Origin of the sequence: Citrobacter sp. Cu233 (genome assembly GCF_030332225.1) — a bacterium.
Lineage (GTDB): Bacteria > Pseudomonadota > Gammaproteobacteria > Enterobacterales > Enterobacteriaceae > Citrobacter.
This window is the reverse complement of the sequence record NZ_JAOWIF010000028.1, coordinates 740,020-757,729: the sequence shown is the minus strand read 5'-3', so window position 1 is coordinate 757,729 and position 17,710 is coordinate 740,020. Positions and strand designations below refer to the sequence as shown.

The following is a 17,710-nucleotide window of genomic DNA, read 5'->3' as shown; positions in this document are numbered from 1 at the left end:
CAAACTGTTTGTGTATCTTGCGATTTTGATAAAACATCAGGCGTTATAATATTGTCAAATAGCCAAGGATTGCTCTGGAAGAAGAACCGAATAAATATTATATCATCCTTGTTTATTCGGTTGTTCTACGTCAGAACAATGAGTTTGTGGAATATCCATTTCACACCAGGGAAAACTTACAATTAATCAGAAAACAGTGAGGATTATACCTGCTCTGCACTTTCGGAAAAGGCTTACAGCACGTAAGTTCATAATGTCTGTTAGGATATCCTGAAAGACCAGGGTATGGTAATGACTATTGATATTAATCTCCTGCTGTTTGAATTATGGCAGATTGAAAAAATTTTTTAAATAGTAAAAACGACACAATGGGCTAATTGTTTAGGTTTTGTTAAGGCGGCGATGCAATTCTTTTTTGTCGAAATGTACTGAATCTGTCGGCTAAAGCAGGATACCCGTGCGACATATAATACCAGGAATAGTTGTAAATATTAAATGTTTGTAAAAATCACATTCGTTTTCTCAGTTGAAAATAAGTAATTTCCTATAAATTCTTATATCACAGAGGCTTAGGGTGTTAAATTAAATGGGGAGAGGTAACGCTCAGGAGATGTATCAGATGCAAAAAATGTTGGCGATGTGGTAACCCCAGCCGTGTGATCAGTTGGTTCAGGCGATAGATAATGCGGTGATAGGGTTGGGCCTGCAGGAGAGCAATCTTCTTTAATGATTTACCTTGCAAGAGTAATGAGATCATCGCCCAGTCAGCCTGATTTATGTACCCTGAGTCAATATGATCCTGCTCCATAGATAATAAAGCATGGCGCATCTCCGGGAGGCGCTGGCGGCGCGGCAGGATATCAAATGGCCCAGCCATCGCAATAAAGTGCCTGAGCGCTTCGTGGCGACGGGGAAGTAATATGAAAATTTGAATATTACTCTGCTCTTTAATGAGTCGGCGAAGATATTCCAGAACATCGAAATATGAGCTTGATGCACCATCCATATCAACCACTAACTGACTAACTTCAGATGCCTTCAACAGTGGTAGGGCCGATTCAATCGTCTGGAAGATGGCCGTGTGTGTACCAGAAAATAAATAGCGATTTAGCGTGTAGCCGAGATAGTTGTCTGTTGTGATGATTGCTTGAGATATCGTGTCATCCGGTAATGTGTAATCAAGTTTTTGAGCCAGATACTCAATTCTGTCAAATTCTTGCGGTGCACAGTGATCATATTGCCAGGTACAGTGGGCGTTTCGTAAACGGCGATGCCGTTCCCGGCGTTTTACACTGCGCATCCTTCCTTTTTCCCTGTCCGTATCTATTGCGCCTGCTCTGGATAAATTGCTGGCCACAAATATCCCTGACCCAAATTTGCGCCAGCGAGCAGGGCAATTTCCTGCTGTTTCTGCGTTTCGATTCCTTCAACTACCACCAGGCCGGCGATTGCGCGCCCCATCTGAATAACCTGGCGGAGTTTTTCCGGCACATGACTAAGTGTCCAGAACGTATTTTTATCCAACTTTACCCCTGACAAATGCCAGTTGGCTGCGCTGAATGCGCCCAGCAGTTGCTCATTGACGTCATCCAGCCATATTGGGATACCATGGTTTTCAAGATGTTGAATTACGCCATAGACGATCGCCCGCTGAGGTGTACTTAAAGAATAAAACGTATTTGGATCTTGTATTTCGATAATCAAGCTGGACGGAGAGGGCGTAATCAAAGAATGGAATAACGGCCAACTCAGGAAGGCTTGCATCGGTAAATTCAATGAGTAGCGCAGACCCTGTGGATAGCACTTAATTTTGTCAATTTGCTGATAAAACAGATGCAGTCGGTGCTGAACCGACAGTTGGTGAAAATATTTTTCACTGTTTATATTCGCGGGAAGATGTGTGAGGACCTCACAACCGTATCTCAACGCGGTAGACAAATCGACAATGGGCTCGAATTTAAGTGCGAATTGCAAGGGTTCTGCATCGCTGTTTTTGGCGGTAAAGACAGAGCGCTCAGATTTATCATTCCATAATAACAGGCTCGGTGCCACGATATCCCCCCTGGCGTCAGCGCAAATATTACCGAGTGCGTCTATTTGTTTCCCCGGAAATAATATACATAGGGTATTCTGGCAGCATGCGGTTAGGTACAGTAGGTGCCAATACTTAATTGATGATGAGACATTTCTCAATAAAATGCCCGACAGCAAGACCCACTCTATTGTTGCAGAAAACTCAGGTGTGCCCTGATATACCTTAAAAATTGCTGATCATTTTTCACATCCAGCTTTTTCATAATGCGGCGGCGAGTTGCTCTGGCCTGTATATCGTTGATGGAGAGAAGATGTGCCGTTTCAGCGAGCGTGTTACCGCTGGCAAGTAGCATTAAGAACTGGCGTTCCTCCACCGAAAAGTTGCGGGTGGTACAGAAATGGCAGACGGTTGCAGGCACACTGTGGCGGAGCGCGCGTTTTTGCAGAATCAGGATCAATTTTTGGGTTATCGCTTCCACATTATCTTCCCGATAGATCAGCGGCAGCATATACAGGCAGGGGCGAAACATCAGCTTATCTTTATCGCCTCCATTGCAGATGATAACCCGATGTTGGCGTCTGGTGTGGACGGGAACCTGATAACATCCTGCACTGAGCCAATCGTCATCCAGCGAAATAAAGGCGATGTCTGCACGATCGATATCTTCGGTTGGTAAGAAGCAGATGTCCTGACGCCACTGATTTGCCAGGCGGGAGATGATGATTTTCAGCCCATGTTCGAAATGACTATTTTCTTCCTTGATAGCGATACTTAACATTGACGAGGTCCTGAACTGCAGGGAAGTGGTTGGGGAATGTTAAGCAAAATCATTAATTTTCTAAATACTTGTAACCTTAAATCCCGCATTATGCTGGCTGAGTTGTTACCAGGTGATTTCCTGGAACCCCATGAACGACCAGAAAAAACAACATTCGTACACTTCGTCAGCAACCGGAACAAAAGGCATTGACTCAGCAGGCGCTGACCGTATAATTCACGCGTTTCATCTGCATGAAGTCATCACTTCTCTATGCGCCCTTAGCTCAGTTGGATAGAGCAACGGCCTTCTAAGCCGTAGGTCGTAGGTTCGAATCCTACAGGGCGTACCATCTCGATAAAATATCCTCTCGGCACGGTCTTATTCCTGCAGGCATAACGTCTACATCAGCAGCTCTGAATTTAACTTTTTCTGCAGCGTTTTGGGGATATAAAAACGGGAGCCTGATCGCTCCCGTTTTCCTGTTTTTCTAACCAATATCACCGCACAACAAGCACGGGGCATTTGGCATGACGTACTACAGCTGCGGCGGTTGACCCCAACAGATAGGTGCTGAAACCCGGCTTATGTGAGGCGATGACGATAAGCTCGGCGTCTACTGATTCCGCCAGTTTGAGGATCTGATCCTTTGGCGGGCCGTAAACGACATGAGTTTGACTCCTGCCTGCAGGAATATTGAACTGCTTAATAATCTCTTCGAGTTTTTCGCTGGCCTTGGCCTGCAGACCACTTCTGTCCGGGAATTCAGTTGAATAGGCCAGCCCCAGCGAGGCATAAAACGGAACGGTAGGAATAACGGCTAAAAAGTGGACCTTCGCGGTTTTGGCATGCGCCTGCACTTGTGGAACAACATGGCGGGTTAAATCGGCTTCAGAGATATCAATGGGCACCAGAATTGAGCGATACATATTCACTACCTCCTGTTTGTTGACCTCTACCCTGAGTGTAGCGAAAGTTGTTTCTGTATAATAAGTGACCAGATCAAGGTTGCGTGCATAAATGTGTTTCAATGAAAGGTATGTGCCGCAAGTCCTGGCGGGAATGTATGCCTGAGCAAAACTGCAAGAAAGATATTTTTTTTAACACTCGCGATCGTGAAATAGAAAAGAAGTCGTTTTTTATCTCCTTTCATTGTATATTTAATTATATAACGGGTGTTGCTAAGGGATTAATTTCAGCGGCGTTATGCGGTCTTCCATCTTTTATTCTGACATTTCAATTATCAATAGATTAATAAACCTAAAACACCGATTAAAGTTCTGATTTTAAACTAAATTTGGTATTTACATTTCGTTCTCATTAAATATGCGAGTCCCTTCAAATTTACCCGCATGCTGATTCTCATTTCTCTATTCAGTTGATGAATATCAATAAACAGCCGCTTTCGGATAATTATTGTCTACCTATAAAAGGGTATTTGTCTTGCGGGAATAAAAGATGAGAAAAATAAATAAAACCATCCTCTGGACGATGCTGCTGTGCATTGTTCTGGGTGCCATTATTGTGTTGGCCGGGCAATGGACATTGCATAAAACCTCGAGCACGGAATTTTGTTTGTCTTGCCATACGATGCAGGCACCCTATGAGGAATATACCGGTTCGGTCCACTTCCAGAACCAGAAAGGTATTCGCGCAGAGTGTGCGGACTGTCATATCCCGCAAGGGGGTCTGGACTATCTGGTGGCTAAGCTGCGGGCCTCAAAAGATGTTTACCATCAGTTCATAACCAAAAAGATTGATACCCCGGAAAAATTTGAAGAACACCGTCTGGAGATGGCGCAAACCGTCTGGGCCCAGCTTAAGGCGAGTGATTCTGCGACCTGCCGAAGCTGTCACAGCATGGACGCGATGGACCTTGCCGCACAAAGCGCGGATGCCCAGAAAATGCACAAAATGGGCATCGCAGAAAAGCAAACCTGTATTGATTGCCACAAAGGGGTAGCCCACTTCCCACCTGAAATCAAAATGGATGACAGTGCGCTCAAAGGGCTTGAAGCGCAGTCAGCCTCCACACCGGCCTCGGCAACTGAGATTTATGCCGTAAGCAACACCGCGTTGGGCGATCTGGGAACCGTTTACCCGGCAACACAAATGCAGGTTCTGAAAACAACGGACAATACGCGTCTGGTCGAGATTCGTGGTAGCCAGATGCAGGGAAGTGAACAGGTCATTTACTACGCGGCAGGACAGCGTTTGATTCTTGCCAGCCTGAGTGAAAAAGGTCAGCAATCGCTGAAGATTCTCTCTGACTGGAAAACAGATGATTACGGCAATGCGTGGCGAGATGTTGTGTTGCAGGGCGAATGGAGCGGTTCGGCCCTCGCCAGCCGCGAGCCTATGTGGGATTACGCACGCAAACTCGACAATGTGTACTGCGCGGGCTGCCATGCGCCAATTCCGGCGAATCATTTCACGCTCAACGCCTGGCCTTCAGTGGCGAAAGGGATGGGCGCTCGTACCAATATCAGTGAAAACGAACTGGATATCCTGAGCCGTTACTTCCAGTACAACGCTAAAGACATGAACAAATAAGCGATAGATCAGGAGAAATCATGAAACTCACAAGACGTGACTTTATCAAGACGGCTGGCGCGGCTACCGGAACAATGGCGATTTCTTCGGTGATCCCAATGCCGGCCTGGGCCGAAGGTCAAAATGGCGGGGCGATCCTGACGGCAGCGCGTTGGGGCGCGGTATATGTGGAAGTAAAAGACGGCAAAGTGGTTTCCTCAAAAGGCGCGTTGCCTAAAACGGTACCGAACTCGCTACAACAAACCGCACCGGATCAGGTCCACACCAATATCCGCGTAAAATATCCGATGGTGCGCAAAAGCTATCTTGAAAACCCGGGTAAAGCGGATGGAAAACGTGGAAACGATCCCTTCGTGCGGGTTAGCTGGGAGCAGGCGCTGAAGCTCATTCATGAGCAGCATAGCCGGATCCGTAGCAGCTATGGCCCGGCTTCGATATTTGCCGGTTCATATGGCTGGCGCTCCAGCGGCGTTCTGCATAAAGCGCAAACCTTACTGCAACGCTATATGAGCATGGCGGGTGGCTACGCTGGTCATACCGGAGATTATTCAACCGGTGCCGCGCAGGTGATCATGCCTTACGTTGTGGGATCGGTTGAGGTCTATGAGCAGCAAACCACCTGGCCGATGGTGCTTGAGCACAGTCAGGTTGTGGTGTTGTGGGGGATGAACCCGCTCAATACTCTCAAGATTGCCTGGAGCAGCACGGATGAACAGGGGATCGAATACTTTAATCTGCTGAAGAAATCAGGCAAAAGCGTCATTGCCATCGATCCGATGCGTTCTGAAACCATCGAATTCTTTGGTGATAATGCCACCTGGATTGCGCCACATATGGGGACCGATGTGGCGATGATGCTGGGGATCGCCCATACGCTGGTGAAGAAAAATCTCCACGACAAAGCTTTCCTGGAAAAATACACCACCGGATACCCGCAGTTTGAAGAGTATTTGCTCGGCAAGAGTGACAAAATAGAGAAAACTGCCGAGTGGGCTTCCGGCGTGTGCGGCGTGCCTGCTGAGCAACTTGAGAAGTTGGCGGAAATTTTCTCCAGTAATAAAACGATGCTCATGGCGGGGTGGGGGATTCAGCGCCAGCAATACGGTGAGCAAAAACACTGGATGCTGGTGACGCTGGCGGCGATGCTGGGGCAAATTGGTACCGAAGGCGGCGGCTTTGGGTTCTCGTATCACTATTCTAACGGCGGTAACCCAACGCGCACCGGTGGGGTATTGCCAGCAATCTCCGCCAAAATTGAAGGTGGATCATCAGCGGGCAACGACTGGGCGGTTTCCGATGCAGTGACCAGCCTGCCGGTAGCGCGAATTGTTGAAGCACTGGAAAACCCTGGCGGCAAATATCAGCATAACGGTAAAGAGCAAACTTTCCCGGATATCAAAATGATCTGGTGGGCGGGCGGCGCTAACTTTACCCATCATCAGGATACCAACCGCTTAATCAAAGCCTGGCAGAAGCCTGAACTGGTTGTCATCTCTGAGTGCTACTGGACCGCAGCGGCCAAACACGCCGATATTGTTCTGCCGATCACCACGTCGTTCGAACGCAACGATCTGACCATGACCGGTGACTACAGTAACCAGCATCTGGTACCGATGAAGCAGGTCATCGCGCCGCAGTTTGAAGCACGTAGCGACTTTGACGTATTTGCCGATCTGTCTGAGATGCTCAAGCCGGGCGGGAAAGCGGTCTACACCGAAGGCAAAGATGAAATGGCGTGGCTGAAGCAGTTCTATGATGTCGCGCAAAAAGCCGCCCGTGCCCAGCGCGTCGCCATGCCTCAGTTCAATGCGTTCTGGCAGCAGAACAAACTGATTGAAATGCGTGAGAATGAAAAGAACAACAAATATGTGCGCTATGCGGAATTCCGCAGCGATCCGGTGATGAATGCGCTTGGAACGCCGAGTGGCAAGATTGAAATCTACTCGAAAACGATTGAAGGCTATCAGTACAAAGACTGCCCGCCACATGCGTCGTGGATTGAGCCTGATGAGTGGAAAGGAACGGCGGATAAGGATCAGCTGCAGCTACTGACGGCGCACCCGGCACATCGCCTGCACAGTCAGTTGAACTACGCGTCGTTGCGTAAAGAGTACGCGATTGCTAATCGGGAGCCGGTAACAATTCACCCGGATGATGCGAAAGCCAGAGGTATTGCCGAGGGCGATCTGGTACGCGTATGGAATGCGCGTGGACAGGTGCTTGTTGGCGCACACGTCAGTGACGGTATCAAACCGGGAATCATCTGTATCCATGAAGGTGCATGGCCGGATATTGAAAACGGCATCTGCAAAAACGGTGGCGCGAACGTGCTGACGGCAGATATCCCGACGTCAAGGCTGGCGAATGGCTGTGCGGGGAATACCAGTCTGGTATACGCAGAAAAATTCACCGGTGAAGCACCAAAACTCACTGTTTTTGATGAGCCTGAAATCGTCACTATGTAATGGTGGCTGATAAACGGGAACCGAAAGGTTCCCGTTTTTTCTGTTTTAGCAACTTTTACTGTCGTTACTCTTCCAGAACAATTACATCTCCCGTTGCCGGGGCGTCAGTTCCCGGTAGCCACAAACGTCCCCATGAACCGGTGCAATGGCAGCCGAGCAGCTTTTCCGGTTGCTGTTGCTTAATAAATTTTCGCGTCCGCCATAGCTTAGCGGGTGAGGCGGCGCGTAAATGGAACCCACCGATGAGGGCGTAAATTTTGTTAACACCGGTGATATTCTGGCAATGGCGTACGATATTCTCAATTCCCCGATGTCCGCAGCCGGTAATAATGACTAATCCGCGCTCAGATTTATAAATCAAGACACCTTCATCGCTGATGTAATCCGGTTGAGGTGTTTCCTCACTAATAACGCCATAGGCCTGCGGAGTGGGAACGCTAATTTCCCCGGACCATAAAAATCGATCGCTAATATCCAACGGTTTGCGGGTGTATTCCATGATGAGTCGAGAGTAGTCGTTATCGCGGGAGAGTTTTTTTATTTTTCGCGGCGTTCCCGCAAGAGTTATTGAGGCGTAACGCTCACAGGCGATTTGAGGATGGCAAATGACACGACTGTTATCTGCAAGCCACGGCACGCCGCCACAATGATCGTAATGGCCATGCGAAAGCACCACGGCGTCAAGCTGCGATAAATCAACCCCCATTTGCGCGGCGTTAAGTATGAAGCTGTCATCCGGCCCGGTATCAAACAATATGGTGGTGGTTTTATCCTGAACTAACAGACTCAGTCCAGGCTTTGCCCGTAATGATTTATCTGCGCTCGCAGCGCGCCGGTTTTCAAGCAATACCGTGAGGGTTAAAGCCACATCTGACTCCAGTATTAAAACGACATACTGTAGCTCAGGGCTTTTGTGAGCGCTGTGATCGCAGCGCTCTTTAGCGTTATCTGTTACTGCGCACAGTTTGCCTGTGCGCGGTGTTTTTCCGCCTGCTGTTCATGGGCATAGGAATGACCATTATTCATCGACTGATGTACTACCATCGCTTTTTCATGTTCATTCATTTGTGAAAATGACTGTGCATGGGGTGACGTTTCTGCTGCATTAACGCCAGCAGAGATAAAAAATGCGATAGCGAAAAAAGAGGACATCTTATTCATCATATTTCTCCTGTATGGGTTTACGGAAGAAATTATAAAGAGCGAGGACAGTCAGCGACGTGACAGGATTATGACGGTTATGTCAGAGAATAATAATATTAATATGAGGTTTAATTGATGGCGCATTAGCGCCATCAATAATAATTAAGCGGCATACTTGGGTAATGTCAGAATAAAGCGGGTAGCGCGAGCGTCGGATGTTACGGAGACCTTGCCCTGGTGGGCAATCACAATCGATTTCACTATCGCCAGGCCAATACCGCTACCTTCGCCTTTACGCTGTCGTGAGGGATCGACGCGATAAAACCGGTCAAAGAGTCGTGGCAGATGTTCCGCGGCTATTGGCGTACCGGGATTTTCCACAATAATATGCACGAGATCATCAGCCTCTTTCACTCGCACGGTGACAGACTCGCCTTTTGGCGTATAGCGCATCGCGTTAGAGAGCAGGTTGCTCATTGCCCGGCGTAACATTAACGGGTCGCCAGAAACCCAGCATGCCCGACCTTCAAAGCGCAGGCTGACTTCGCGTTCTTCCGCCCAGGCTTCGAAAAAGTCGAACACTTTACTGACTTCATCCGCAAGATTCAGCGCTGTTTTTTCCGGGATCAGCTGGTTATTGTCTGCCTGTGCCAGAAACAACATATCACTCACCATCTTCGACATGCGCCCAAACTCTTCGAGATTAGAGTAGAGCACATCTTCCAGCTCTTTCGTGCTGCGGGGATGACTGAGGGCAATTTCTGTTTGCGTCACCAGGTTGGTGATTGGTGTGCGGATCTCGTGAGCAATATCTGCAGAAAAATTGGACTGACGTTTAAACACATCTTCGATTCGTTCGATCATGTGATTAAACGACTCGACCAGTTGCTCAAGCTCAATAGGCACGGCCTGCGGGTCCAGGCGAACATCGAGATCTTTAGAGGTGATATTTTGGATGCGCCGACTGACATTACGGATCGGTTCATGGCCTTTATAGACGGCGAACAGCACGATAAAAACAATCATCATGCTAATTAACGATGCTGTCATGATCAGCTTGTTTTTCAAATCGTTAATGTAGTGCAGATGAAAATCGATCGATAATGCCATAAACAACGTATATGCCGGTTTCCCGTCTGGCAACTGCCCAATGGGTAAACGAATCATTCGCCAGTTGGAGGACGCATTTTTACCGTGTGCATGTTCTGATGTTTGCAGTGTTGGGCCGGAAATTAAAAAGACATTACGGGTATGGGCATTTTTATCCGGCGTTGCCGTGGCGATAAACTGACGAAGATCTGGCGCATCAGGTGAATGGAAAATGGCCCTCTGATTGGCATCTTCCAGAGAAATAATGACGTTAGAATAACCCGAAACTACGTTTTTTAGTGTTTCCAGCCGACGCGATTCCGGTTCGTTCGGGTGGTTAATAATACGCTCCAGCGTCGCGCTGATTTCTTTTAAATCATTGATATCCTGCTCTGCGAAATGGACTTTCACCGAGTGGATCATTATCCATGCGAAAGCGAAAAATGAGGCGATTGTCGCCAGGCTGATAAAAAAGGTTAACCGTGTTGCCAGCGAAAAAGGGCGCTGTAATCGTTTAGTGGCCATCCGGCACCTCAAGCATGTACCCTACACCACGCACGGTCTGAATCAGTTTCGGCTCAAAGTCATTATCGATTTTGGCCCGCAGACGCTTCACGGCGACGTCAATCGCATTGGTGTCGCTGTCAAAATTCATATCCCAGACTTGAGAGGCAATCAGTGAACGCGGCAATACTTCTCCCTGATGACGCAGGAAAAATTCAAGCAGCGTAAACTCTTTACTGGTCAGGGTGATGCGTGTTCCGTTGCGGGTGACTTTTCTGCTGACCAGATCGACCATTAAATCCGCGACCTGAAACTGACTTTCGACAATGACCGCGGCTCCGCGTCGCAGCAGCGTTCTGACCCGCGCCAGCAATTCTGCAAAGGCAAACGGTTTAACCAAATAATCATCAGCCCCCAGCTCCAGACCTTTAACCCGATGCTCAATGGTACCCAGTGCGGTGAGAAGCAGAATGGGCATGCCTTTGTTGGCGGTGCGCAGCATTCGCACGATATCCCAGCCGTTTACATCGGGCAGCATGATGTCGAGAATGAGCAGGTCATAATCACCGGTCATCGCCAGGTGGTATCCGTTCAGACCGTTGTCCGCCAAATCCACAACAAAACCCGCTTCCGTCAGGCCTTTCGTCAGGTATTCGCCGGTTTTTTTTTCATCTTCGACAATCAAAATCTTCATGACATTCTCCATCACGCACTGGCTGTGCGGATTTTCAATTCTAGAGAAGGCGGATCGGATAGCAATCGGTTATTGGGAAAATGACAGTTTTGTCATTTTCCTGTCACCGGTTAAACAGAGTCATTCAGGTATAAATTCACACATCTTTTATGGTTATCAGTCCGGTCTGGACGAGAAGAACTATGTACAAATTTAAGCTTCTTACCCTCAGCGCTATTTTTGTTCTGGCTGGCTGCTCGTTGGCTCCGGACTATCAGCGTCCTGCATTGCCGGTTCCGCAGCAATTCTCCTTAAGTCAGAACACGCTGGTTTCAGCCCCGATGGGATATCAGGATACGGGCTGGCGTACCTTTTTTGTTGACTCCCAGGTGAAGGCGTTGATTGGTGAGGCGCTGGTCAATAACCGTGATTTACGCATGGCGGTACTGAAGGTTCAGGAAGCGAAAGCGCAATATGGTGTGACGGATGCCGATCGTTACCCGCAGCTTAACGCCGGTTCCAGCGGTACCTATAGTGGGAAATTAAAAGGTGATAGCAGCACCAACCGGGAATTTGAAGCGGGACTGAATCTCAGTTTCGATCTGGATTTCTTTGGACGACTGAAAAATATGAGTGAAGCCGATCGGCAGAATTTTTTCGCCAGTGAAGAAGCGCGTCGAATGGTGCATATTTCATTAATTTCTAACGTGGCGCAAAGCTATTTCAATCAGCGTCTGGCTTACGCGCAACTGCAAATTGCCGAAGAAACGTTGCAAAACTACCAGCGCTCTTTTGCGTTTGTCGAGAAACAGTTGATGACCGGCAGTACGAACGTGCTGGCACTGGAACAGGCTCGCGGCGTGATTGAAAGCACACGCAGCGATATTGCCAAACGTCAAGGTGAACTGGCGCAGGCGAACAACGCACTGCAATTATTGTTGGGGACGTACGGGAAATTACCGGACGACCGTGTGCGCAGTCGCGGTGATATAAAACCCGTGACACTGCCCCCCGCACTCCCATCGCAAATATTATTGCAGCGTCCGGATATTATGGAAGCCGAACATGGATTGCTGGCGGCGAACGCCAATATTGGCGCTGCGCGAGCGGCGTTTTTCCCATCGATTACGCTGACCAGCTCTGTATCCAGCAGCAGTGGCGATCTTTCCAGTCTCTTTAATGCGGCCAGCGGCATGTGGAATTTTGTCCCGAAAATAGACATTCCGATCTTTAACGCTGGACGTAATCAGTCAAATCTCGATTTAGCAGAAATCCGCCAGCAGCAATCGGTGGTGAATTACGAGCAGAAAATTCAGAACGCATTTAAAGAAGTTGCGGATGCGCTGGTGTTGCGTCAAAGCCTTGCCGATCAAATTACCGGTCAACAGCGTTATCTGGACTCATTACAAATCACGCTGCAACGCGCTCGTGCACTCTATCAAAATGGTGCTGTTAGTTATATCGAAGTATTGGACGCCGAGCGTTCTTTATTCACTACACAGCAATCGTTGCTCGACCTTAACTATGCCCAACAGGTTAATGAAATTAAGCTGTTTGCTGCCTTAGGCGGTGGCTGGGTTGAATGATCTTTAATCTTAAATTCTCAGGAGTATATTGCATGAAAACTACCGTTGAAGCCGCTTTGTTTACTTTGTTATCTGTAGTCATGTTTAACGCTCAGGCCAATGAACATCAGCATGGCGAGATGATGAATATGGCGCCTGTGGCCCAGCAGGAGCAAGTGATTAGTGCGACAGGTGTGATTGAAGCTATTGATATGGATAGCAAAAAAGTCACGATTAAACATGAGCCTATTCCCGCAGTGAACTGGCCGGCAATGACGATGCGTTTCACGCTGGTACCTGATACCAAGGCCGACGATATTCAGCCTGGTAATAAAGTTGCATTTACGTTTGTTCAGCAGGGAAATCTCTCTGTCTTACGCGATATTCATATCAGTAAATAACGGATCTCGCTGGTCTCTTTTATTCTTGCCCGGGTTTTCCTGAACACGGGCGAGACTATCGCGCAATGGAAATCACTATGGCGTCTTTAAATATTAAAAATACCGCGCTTATTCTTGGCAGTATGATTGTCGGCGGAATTATTTCTGTCGGTGTGTATACCTATTATTCTTCCGCAAAAGTATCGGCCGATACCGGCGCTGCTCAAAAAAAAGAAGAGCGTAAAGTTTTATTCTGGTACGACCCCATGTATCCCAACACGCGGTTTGATAAACCGGGTAAATCACCGTTTATGGATATGGATCTGATCCCGAAATATGCCGATGAAGAGACGGCGAGTACATCCGCACCGGGCGTGCGTATTGACCCGACACAGACCCAGAATCTGGGGCTAAAAACCGAACCCGTGCGCCGTGGGCCATTGCAATATGCACAAACTTTTCCGGCGAACGTCAGTTATAACGAATATCAATTTGTCATTGTTCAGGCGCGTTCGGCAGGTTTTATCGAGAAGGTCTATCCGCTGACCGTGGGCGACAAAATTAAGCAGGGCTCGCCGCTTATCGATCTGACAATCCCTGACTGGGTAGAAGCACAAAGTGAATATTTACTGCTGCGGGAAACGGGCGGCAGCGCGACGCAGGTTGAAGGCATTCTGGAGAGATTACGCCTGGCTGGAATGCCGGAGGCGGACATTCAACGCTTGAAAGCGACGCGGAAAATTCAGACCCGCTTTACCCTGAAGGCCCCTATTGATGGGGTGATTACCGCGTTTGATTTACGAACTGGTATGAACATCTCAAAAGATAATGTGGTCGCGAAAATTCAGGGGATGGATCCGGTATGGGTCAGCGCTGCAGTCCCGGAATCTATCGCCTGGCTGATTAAAGACGCCTCACAATTCACCATTACCGTACCTGCCTGGCCGGGTAAACCCTTCACCATTAGCAAATGGAGTATTTTGCCGAGTGTGGATGCCACGACGCGCACGCTCCAGCTTCGCCTACAGGTTGATAACCCGGATGAGGCCCTTAAGCCGGGAATGAATGCCTATCTGCAACTAAAAACGCAAAGCGAACCGATGCTGCTGATCCCGTCTAAAGCGCTGATTGATACCGGTACCGAACAGCGGGTTATCACCGTCGATAATGAAGGACGATTTGTACCTAAGCAGGTTGCCGTATTCCATGAGTCTCAGGGGTTAACGGCCATCCGCTCTGGTCTGAGCGAAGGTGAAAACGTGGTGTCCAGCGGTCTGTTTCTGATCGATTCCGAAGCGAATATTTCTGGCGCGCTGGATCGTATGCGCGCCCAGACAAACGGGACACACGCTGTCCCCGCGATGCCAGCTCAGGCGACCCATTCACACTGAGGATATGATAAATGATTGAATGGATTATTCGCCGCTCGGTGGCAAACCGTTTCCTGGTGATGATGGGGGCGCTGTTTCTCAGCATCTGGGGCACCTGGACCATCGTGAATACGCCGGTTGATGCGCTGCCCGATCTCTCTGATGTGCAGGTGATCATCAAAACCAGTTATCCGGGGCAAGCACCGCAAATTGTTGAAAATCAGGTGACCTATCCGCTGACCACCACCATGCTGTCGGTGCCGGGAGCGAAAACGGTGCGTGGTTTCTCGCAATTTGGCGACTCTTACGTGTATGTCATTTTTGAAGATGGTACCGATCCTTATTGGGCGCGCTCCCGGGTTCTGGAATATCTCAACCAGGTGCAGGGGAAATTACCCGCAGGCGTCAGCGCGGAAATGGGGCCGGATGCCACCGGTGTCGGCTGGATCTTTGAATATGCGCTGGTAGATCGCAGCGGAAAACACGATCTGGCCGAACTGCGCTCACTGCAGGACTGGTTTTTAAAATATGAACTGAAAACGATCCCCAACGTGGCGGAAGTGGCTTCGGTGGGCGGTGTGGTCAAAGAGTATCAGGTTGTCATCGATCCGATGAAGCTGACGCAATATGGCATCAGCCTGGGTGAGGTGAAATCGGCGCTGGATGCCTCAAACCAGGAAGCCGGTGGTTCATCTGTCGAAATGGCCGAAGCGGAATATATGGTCCGCGCCAGTGGGTATCTGCAGTCCCTTGATGACTTCAATAGTATCGTGCTGAAAACCGGCGCTGATGGCGTACCGGTCTATCTGCGTGATGTTGCCCGCGTACAAATTGGGCCGGAAATGCGCCGCGGGATCGCCGAGCTGAATGGCGAAGGCGAAGTGGCAGGCGGTGTAGTGATCCTGCGTTCCGGTAAAAATGCGCGCGAGGTGATTTCCGCGGTTAAGGCTAAACTTGAAACGCTGAAGGGCAGTCTGCCAGAAGGCGTTGAAATAGTTACAACATACGATCGCAGTCAACTGATCGATCGCGCGATTGATAACCTGAGCTACAAGCTGCTGGAAGAATTTATCGTTGTGGCGCTGGTGTGCGCGCTTTTCCTGTGGCATATCCGCTCGGCGCTGGTGGCGATTATTTCTCTGCCGCTGGGACTGTGTATCGCGTTTATTGTGATGCATTTCCAGGGACTGAACGCCAACATTATGTCGCTTGGGGGGATAGCCATCGCGGTCGGCGCGATGGTTGATGCCGCAATCGTTATGATTGAGAACGCGCATAAGCGGCTGGAAGAGTGGGGGCATCAGCATCCGGGTGAAAAGCTGGATAACGACACGCGCTGGAAAGTCATCACCAACGCCTCGGTGGAAGTCGGCCCGGCGCTGTTCATTAGCTTACTGATTATCACGCTGTCGTTTATCCCTATCTTCACGCTTGAAGGGCAGGAAGGACGGTTGTTTGGTCCGCTGGCGTTTACCAAAACCTACGCTATGGCAGGTGCTGCGTTTCTGGCCATTGCGGTGATCCCGATCCTGATGGGATTTTGGATCCGTGGCAAGATCCCGGCGGAAAGCAGCAACCCGCTCAACCGTTTCCTGATTCGTATTTACCATCCGTTATTGTTGAAAGTGCTGCACTGGCCGAAAACGACCCTGCTGGTGGCGGTGCTATCGATCCTGACAGTCATCTTTCCGCTGAATAAGGTTGGGGGTGAATTCTTACCGCAGATTAACGAAGGCGATCTGTTGTATATGCCTTCAACCTTGCCAGGAATTTCCGCAGCACAGGCGGCAGATATGCTGCAAAAAACCGATAAGCTCATCATGACGGTTCCTGAAGTGGCGCGTGTGTTTGGTAAAACCGGTAAAGCTGAAACCGCCACCGACTCCGCACCGTTGGAAATGGTGGAAACCACCATCCAGTTGAAACCGCAGGATCAGTGGCGTCCGGGGATGACGATGGACAAAATCATTGAGGAACTGGACAAAACCGTTCGTTTACCGGGGCTGGCGAACCTGTGGGTACCACCAATTCGTAACCGTATCGATATGCTCTCTACGGGGATTAAAAGTCCTATTGGCATTAAGGTATCGGGTACCGTGTTGTCGGATATTGACGCTACGGCAGAACAAATCGAAGAAGTCGCAAGAACGGTGCCTGGCGTGGCGTCCGCATTGGCTGAACGTCTGGTCGGCGGGCGTTATCTTAGCGTAGATATTCATCGTGAAAAGGCCGCCCGTTATGGGATGACCGTCGGTGATGTGCAGCTGTTTATCACCTCAGCGGTAGGCGGCGCCATGGTAAGTGAAACGGTTGAAGGGATTGCCCGCTATCCGATCAATCTGCGTTATCCACAAAGCTATCGCGATAGCCCGGAAACGCTACGGAATCTGCCGATACTGACGCCAATGAAACAGCAAATCACGCTAGCGGATGTGGCGGATGTACAGGTGGTTTCTGGGCCGTCGATGTTGAAAACTGAGAACGCGCGGCCAACCAGTTGGATCTACATTGATGCCCGCGATCGCGACATGGTGTCGGTGGTGAACGATCTGAAAAAAGCGATTGCTGAAAACGTCCAGCTAAAACCGGGGACCAGCGTGGCATTCTCGGGACAATTTGAGCTGCTCGAGCGCGCCAGTCATAAGCTCAAACTGATGGTGCCGATGACATTGATGATTATCTTCGTGCTGCTGTATCTGGCATTCCGTCGTTTTGGCGAAGCACTGTTGATTATTACCAGTGTGCCCTTTGCGCTGGTAGGCGGAATTTGGTTTCTTTACTGGATGGGATTCCATATGTCGGTCGCGACCGGAACCGGATTCATCGCACTGGCAGGCGTGGCTGCTGAATTTGGTGTGGTGATGCTGATGTACCTGCGCCACGCAATTGAAGCAGAGCCTGCGCTGGAAAATCCGCACACCTTTACCGTGGATAAACTGGATGAGGCGTTGTACCACGGAGCGGTACTGCGTGTGCGTCCTAAAGCAATGACTGTAGCGGTCATCATTGCGGGTCTGCTGCCGATTCTATGGGGAACGGGTGCCGGGTCTGAAGTCATGAGCCGTATCGCTGCACCGATGATTGGCGGCATGATCACGGCACCTTTGCTGTCACTGTTCATCATTCCGGCAGCGTATAAGCTGATGTGGCTACACAGGCATCGCACCCAGAAATAA

14 protein-coding genes and 1 tRNA gene are annotated in these 17,710 nt (G+C 49.4%); 7 read left to right on the top strand and 8 right to left on the bottom strand.

Annotated features, from left to right (window positions below; genetic code table 11):
- Window positions 1-577 precede the first annotated feature (577 nt).
- Genes fimY through fimW form a run of 3 tightly spaced genes read right to left on the bottom strand, consistent with a single transcriptional unit; the run spans window position 578 to window position 2,813 of the window.
- On the bottom strand, window positions 578-1,300 hold the full coding sequence (gene fimY, locus OGX95_RS04370; RefSeq protein ID WP_286628695.1) for a fimbria biosynthesis regulator FimY: 723 nt from the start codon (window positions 1,298-1,300) through the stop codon (window positions 578-580).
- Window positions 1,301-1,323: 23 nt separating this feature from the next.
- Window positions 1,324-2,211, bottom strand: a complete 888-nt coding sequence (locus OGX95_RS04365) for an EAL domain-containing protein (protein ID WP_286628445.1) — start codon at window positions 2,209-2,211, stop codon at window positions 1,324-1,326.
- Window positions 2,212-2,219: 8 nt separating this feature from the next.
- Window positions 2,220-2,813: a fimbria biosynthesis transcriptional regulator FimW gene (gene fimW / locus OGX95_RS04360; RefSeq protein ID WP_286628444.1), complete on the bottom strand. Its 594-nt coding sequence runs from the start codon at window positions 2,811-2,813 to the stop codon at window positions 2,220-2,222.
- 254 nt (window positions 2,814-3,067) lie between these two features.
- Between fimW and OGX95_RS04355 the strand changes: the two genes are divergently transcribed.
- A tRNA-Arg gene (locus OGX95_RS04355) sits at window positions 3,068-3,144 on the top strand.
- Between the two features lie 148 nt (window positions 3,145-3,292).
- Here OGX95_RS04355 and uspF read toward each other — a convergent pair.
- Window positions 3,293-3,721 carry a universal stress protein UspF gene (gene uspF, locus OGX95_RS04350; protein WP_286628443.1) on the bottom strand — a complete coding sequence of 143 codons (429 nt, stop codon included), beginning with the start codon at window positions 3,719-3,721 and terminating at the stop codon, window positions 3,293-3,295.
- A gap of 529 nt (window positions 3,722-4,250) precedes the next feature.
- Here uspF and OGX95_RS04345 point away from each other — a divergent pair.
- The gene (locus OGX95_RS04345) at window positions 4,251-5,345 is read left to right on the top strand and encodes a NapC/NirT family cytochrome c (RefSeq protein WP_286628442.1); all 1,095 of its coding nucleotides are present in this window, start codon (window positions 4,251-4,253) and stop codon (window positions 5,343-5,345) included.
- A gap of 20 nt (window positions 5,346-5,365) precedes the next feature.
- Window positions 5,366-7,810 carry a trimethylamine-N-oxide reductase 2 gene (locus OGX95_RS04340; protein WP_286628441.1) on the top strand — a complete coding sequence of 815 codons (2,445 nt, stop codon included), beginning with the start codon at window positions 5,366-5,368 and terminating at the stop codon, window positions 7,808-7,810.
- Window positions 7,811-7,874: 64 nt separating this feature from the next.
- Here the strand turns inward: OGX95_RS04340 and OGX95_RS04335 are convergent, their stop codons facing one another.
- The 4 genes from OGX95_RS04335 to cusR form a co-directional block, all read right to left on the bottom strand.
- Complete coding sequence (locus tag OGX95_RS04335; protein ID WP_286628440.1) at window positions 7,875-8,678, bottom strand: MBL fold metallo-hydrolase; 804 nt, start codon at window positions 8,676-8,678, stop codon at window positions 7,875-7,877.
- An 83-nt stretch (window positions 8,679-8,761) separates the two neighbouring features.
- Window positions 8,762-8,971: a PcoE/SilE family metal-binding protein gene (locus tag OGX95_RS04330; protein ID WP_286628694.1), complete on the bottom strand. Its 210-nt coding sequence runs from the start codon at window positions 8,969-8,971 to the stop codon at window positions 8,762-8,764.
- Between the two features lie 144 nt (window positions 8,972-9,115).
- The gene (locus OGX95_RS04325; RefSeq protein ID WP_286628439.1) at window positions 9,116-10,567 is read right to left on the bottom strand and encodes a Cu(+)/Ag(+) sensor histidine kinase; all 1,452 of its coding nucleotides are present in this window, start codon (window positions 10,565-10,567) and stop codon (window positions 9,116-9,118) included.
- Window positions 10,557-11,240 (bottom strand): copper response regulator transcription factor CusR, encoded by a 684-nt coding sequence (gene cusR, locus OGX95_RS04320; RefSeq protein WP_040232623.1) that lies wholly within the window; start codon window positions 11,238-11,240, stop codon window positions 10,557-10,559. Before cusR ends, OGX95_RS04325 begins: the two co-directional genes overlap by 11 nt.
- Window positions 11,241-11,422: 182 nt before the next feature.
- On the opposite strand from cusR, the gene OGX95_RS04315 reads away from it, so the two are divergent.
- The 4 genes from OGX95_RS04315 (at window position 11,423) to OGX95_RS04300 (ending at window position 17,710) form a co-directional block, all read left to right on the top strand.
- Window positions 11,423-12,805 (top strand): efflux transporter outer membrane subunit, encoded by a 1,383-nt coding sequence (locus OGX95_RS04315; protein ID WP_286628438.1) that lies wholly within the window; start codon window positions 11,423-11,425, stop codon window positions 12,803-12,805.
- Between the two features lie 32 nt (window positions 12,806-12,837).
- Window positions 12,838-13,185, top strand: a complete 348-nt coding sequence (gene cusF, locus OGX95_RS04310) for a cation efflux system protein CusF (RefSeq protein ID WP_286628437.1) — start codon at window positions 12,838-12,840, stop codon at window positions 13,183-13,185.
- 77 nt (window positions 13,186-13,262) lie between these two features.
- Window positions 13,263-14,555 carry an efflux RND transporter periplasmic adaptor subunit gene (locus OGX95_RS04305; protein ID WP_286628436.1) on the top strand — a complete coding sequence of 431 codons (1,293 nt, stop codon included), beginning with the start codon at window positions 13,263-13,265 and terminating at the stop codon, window positions 14,553-14,555.
- Window positions 14,556-14,566: 11 nt separating this feature from the next.
- Window positions 14,567-17,710 (top strand): CusA/CzcA family heavy metal efflux RND transporter, encoded by a 3,144-nt coding sequence (locus tag OGX95_RS04300; protein WP_286628435.1) that lies wholly within the window; start codon window positions 14,567-14,569, stop codon window positions 17,708-17,710.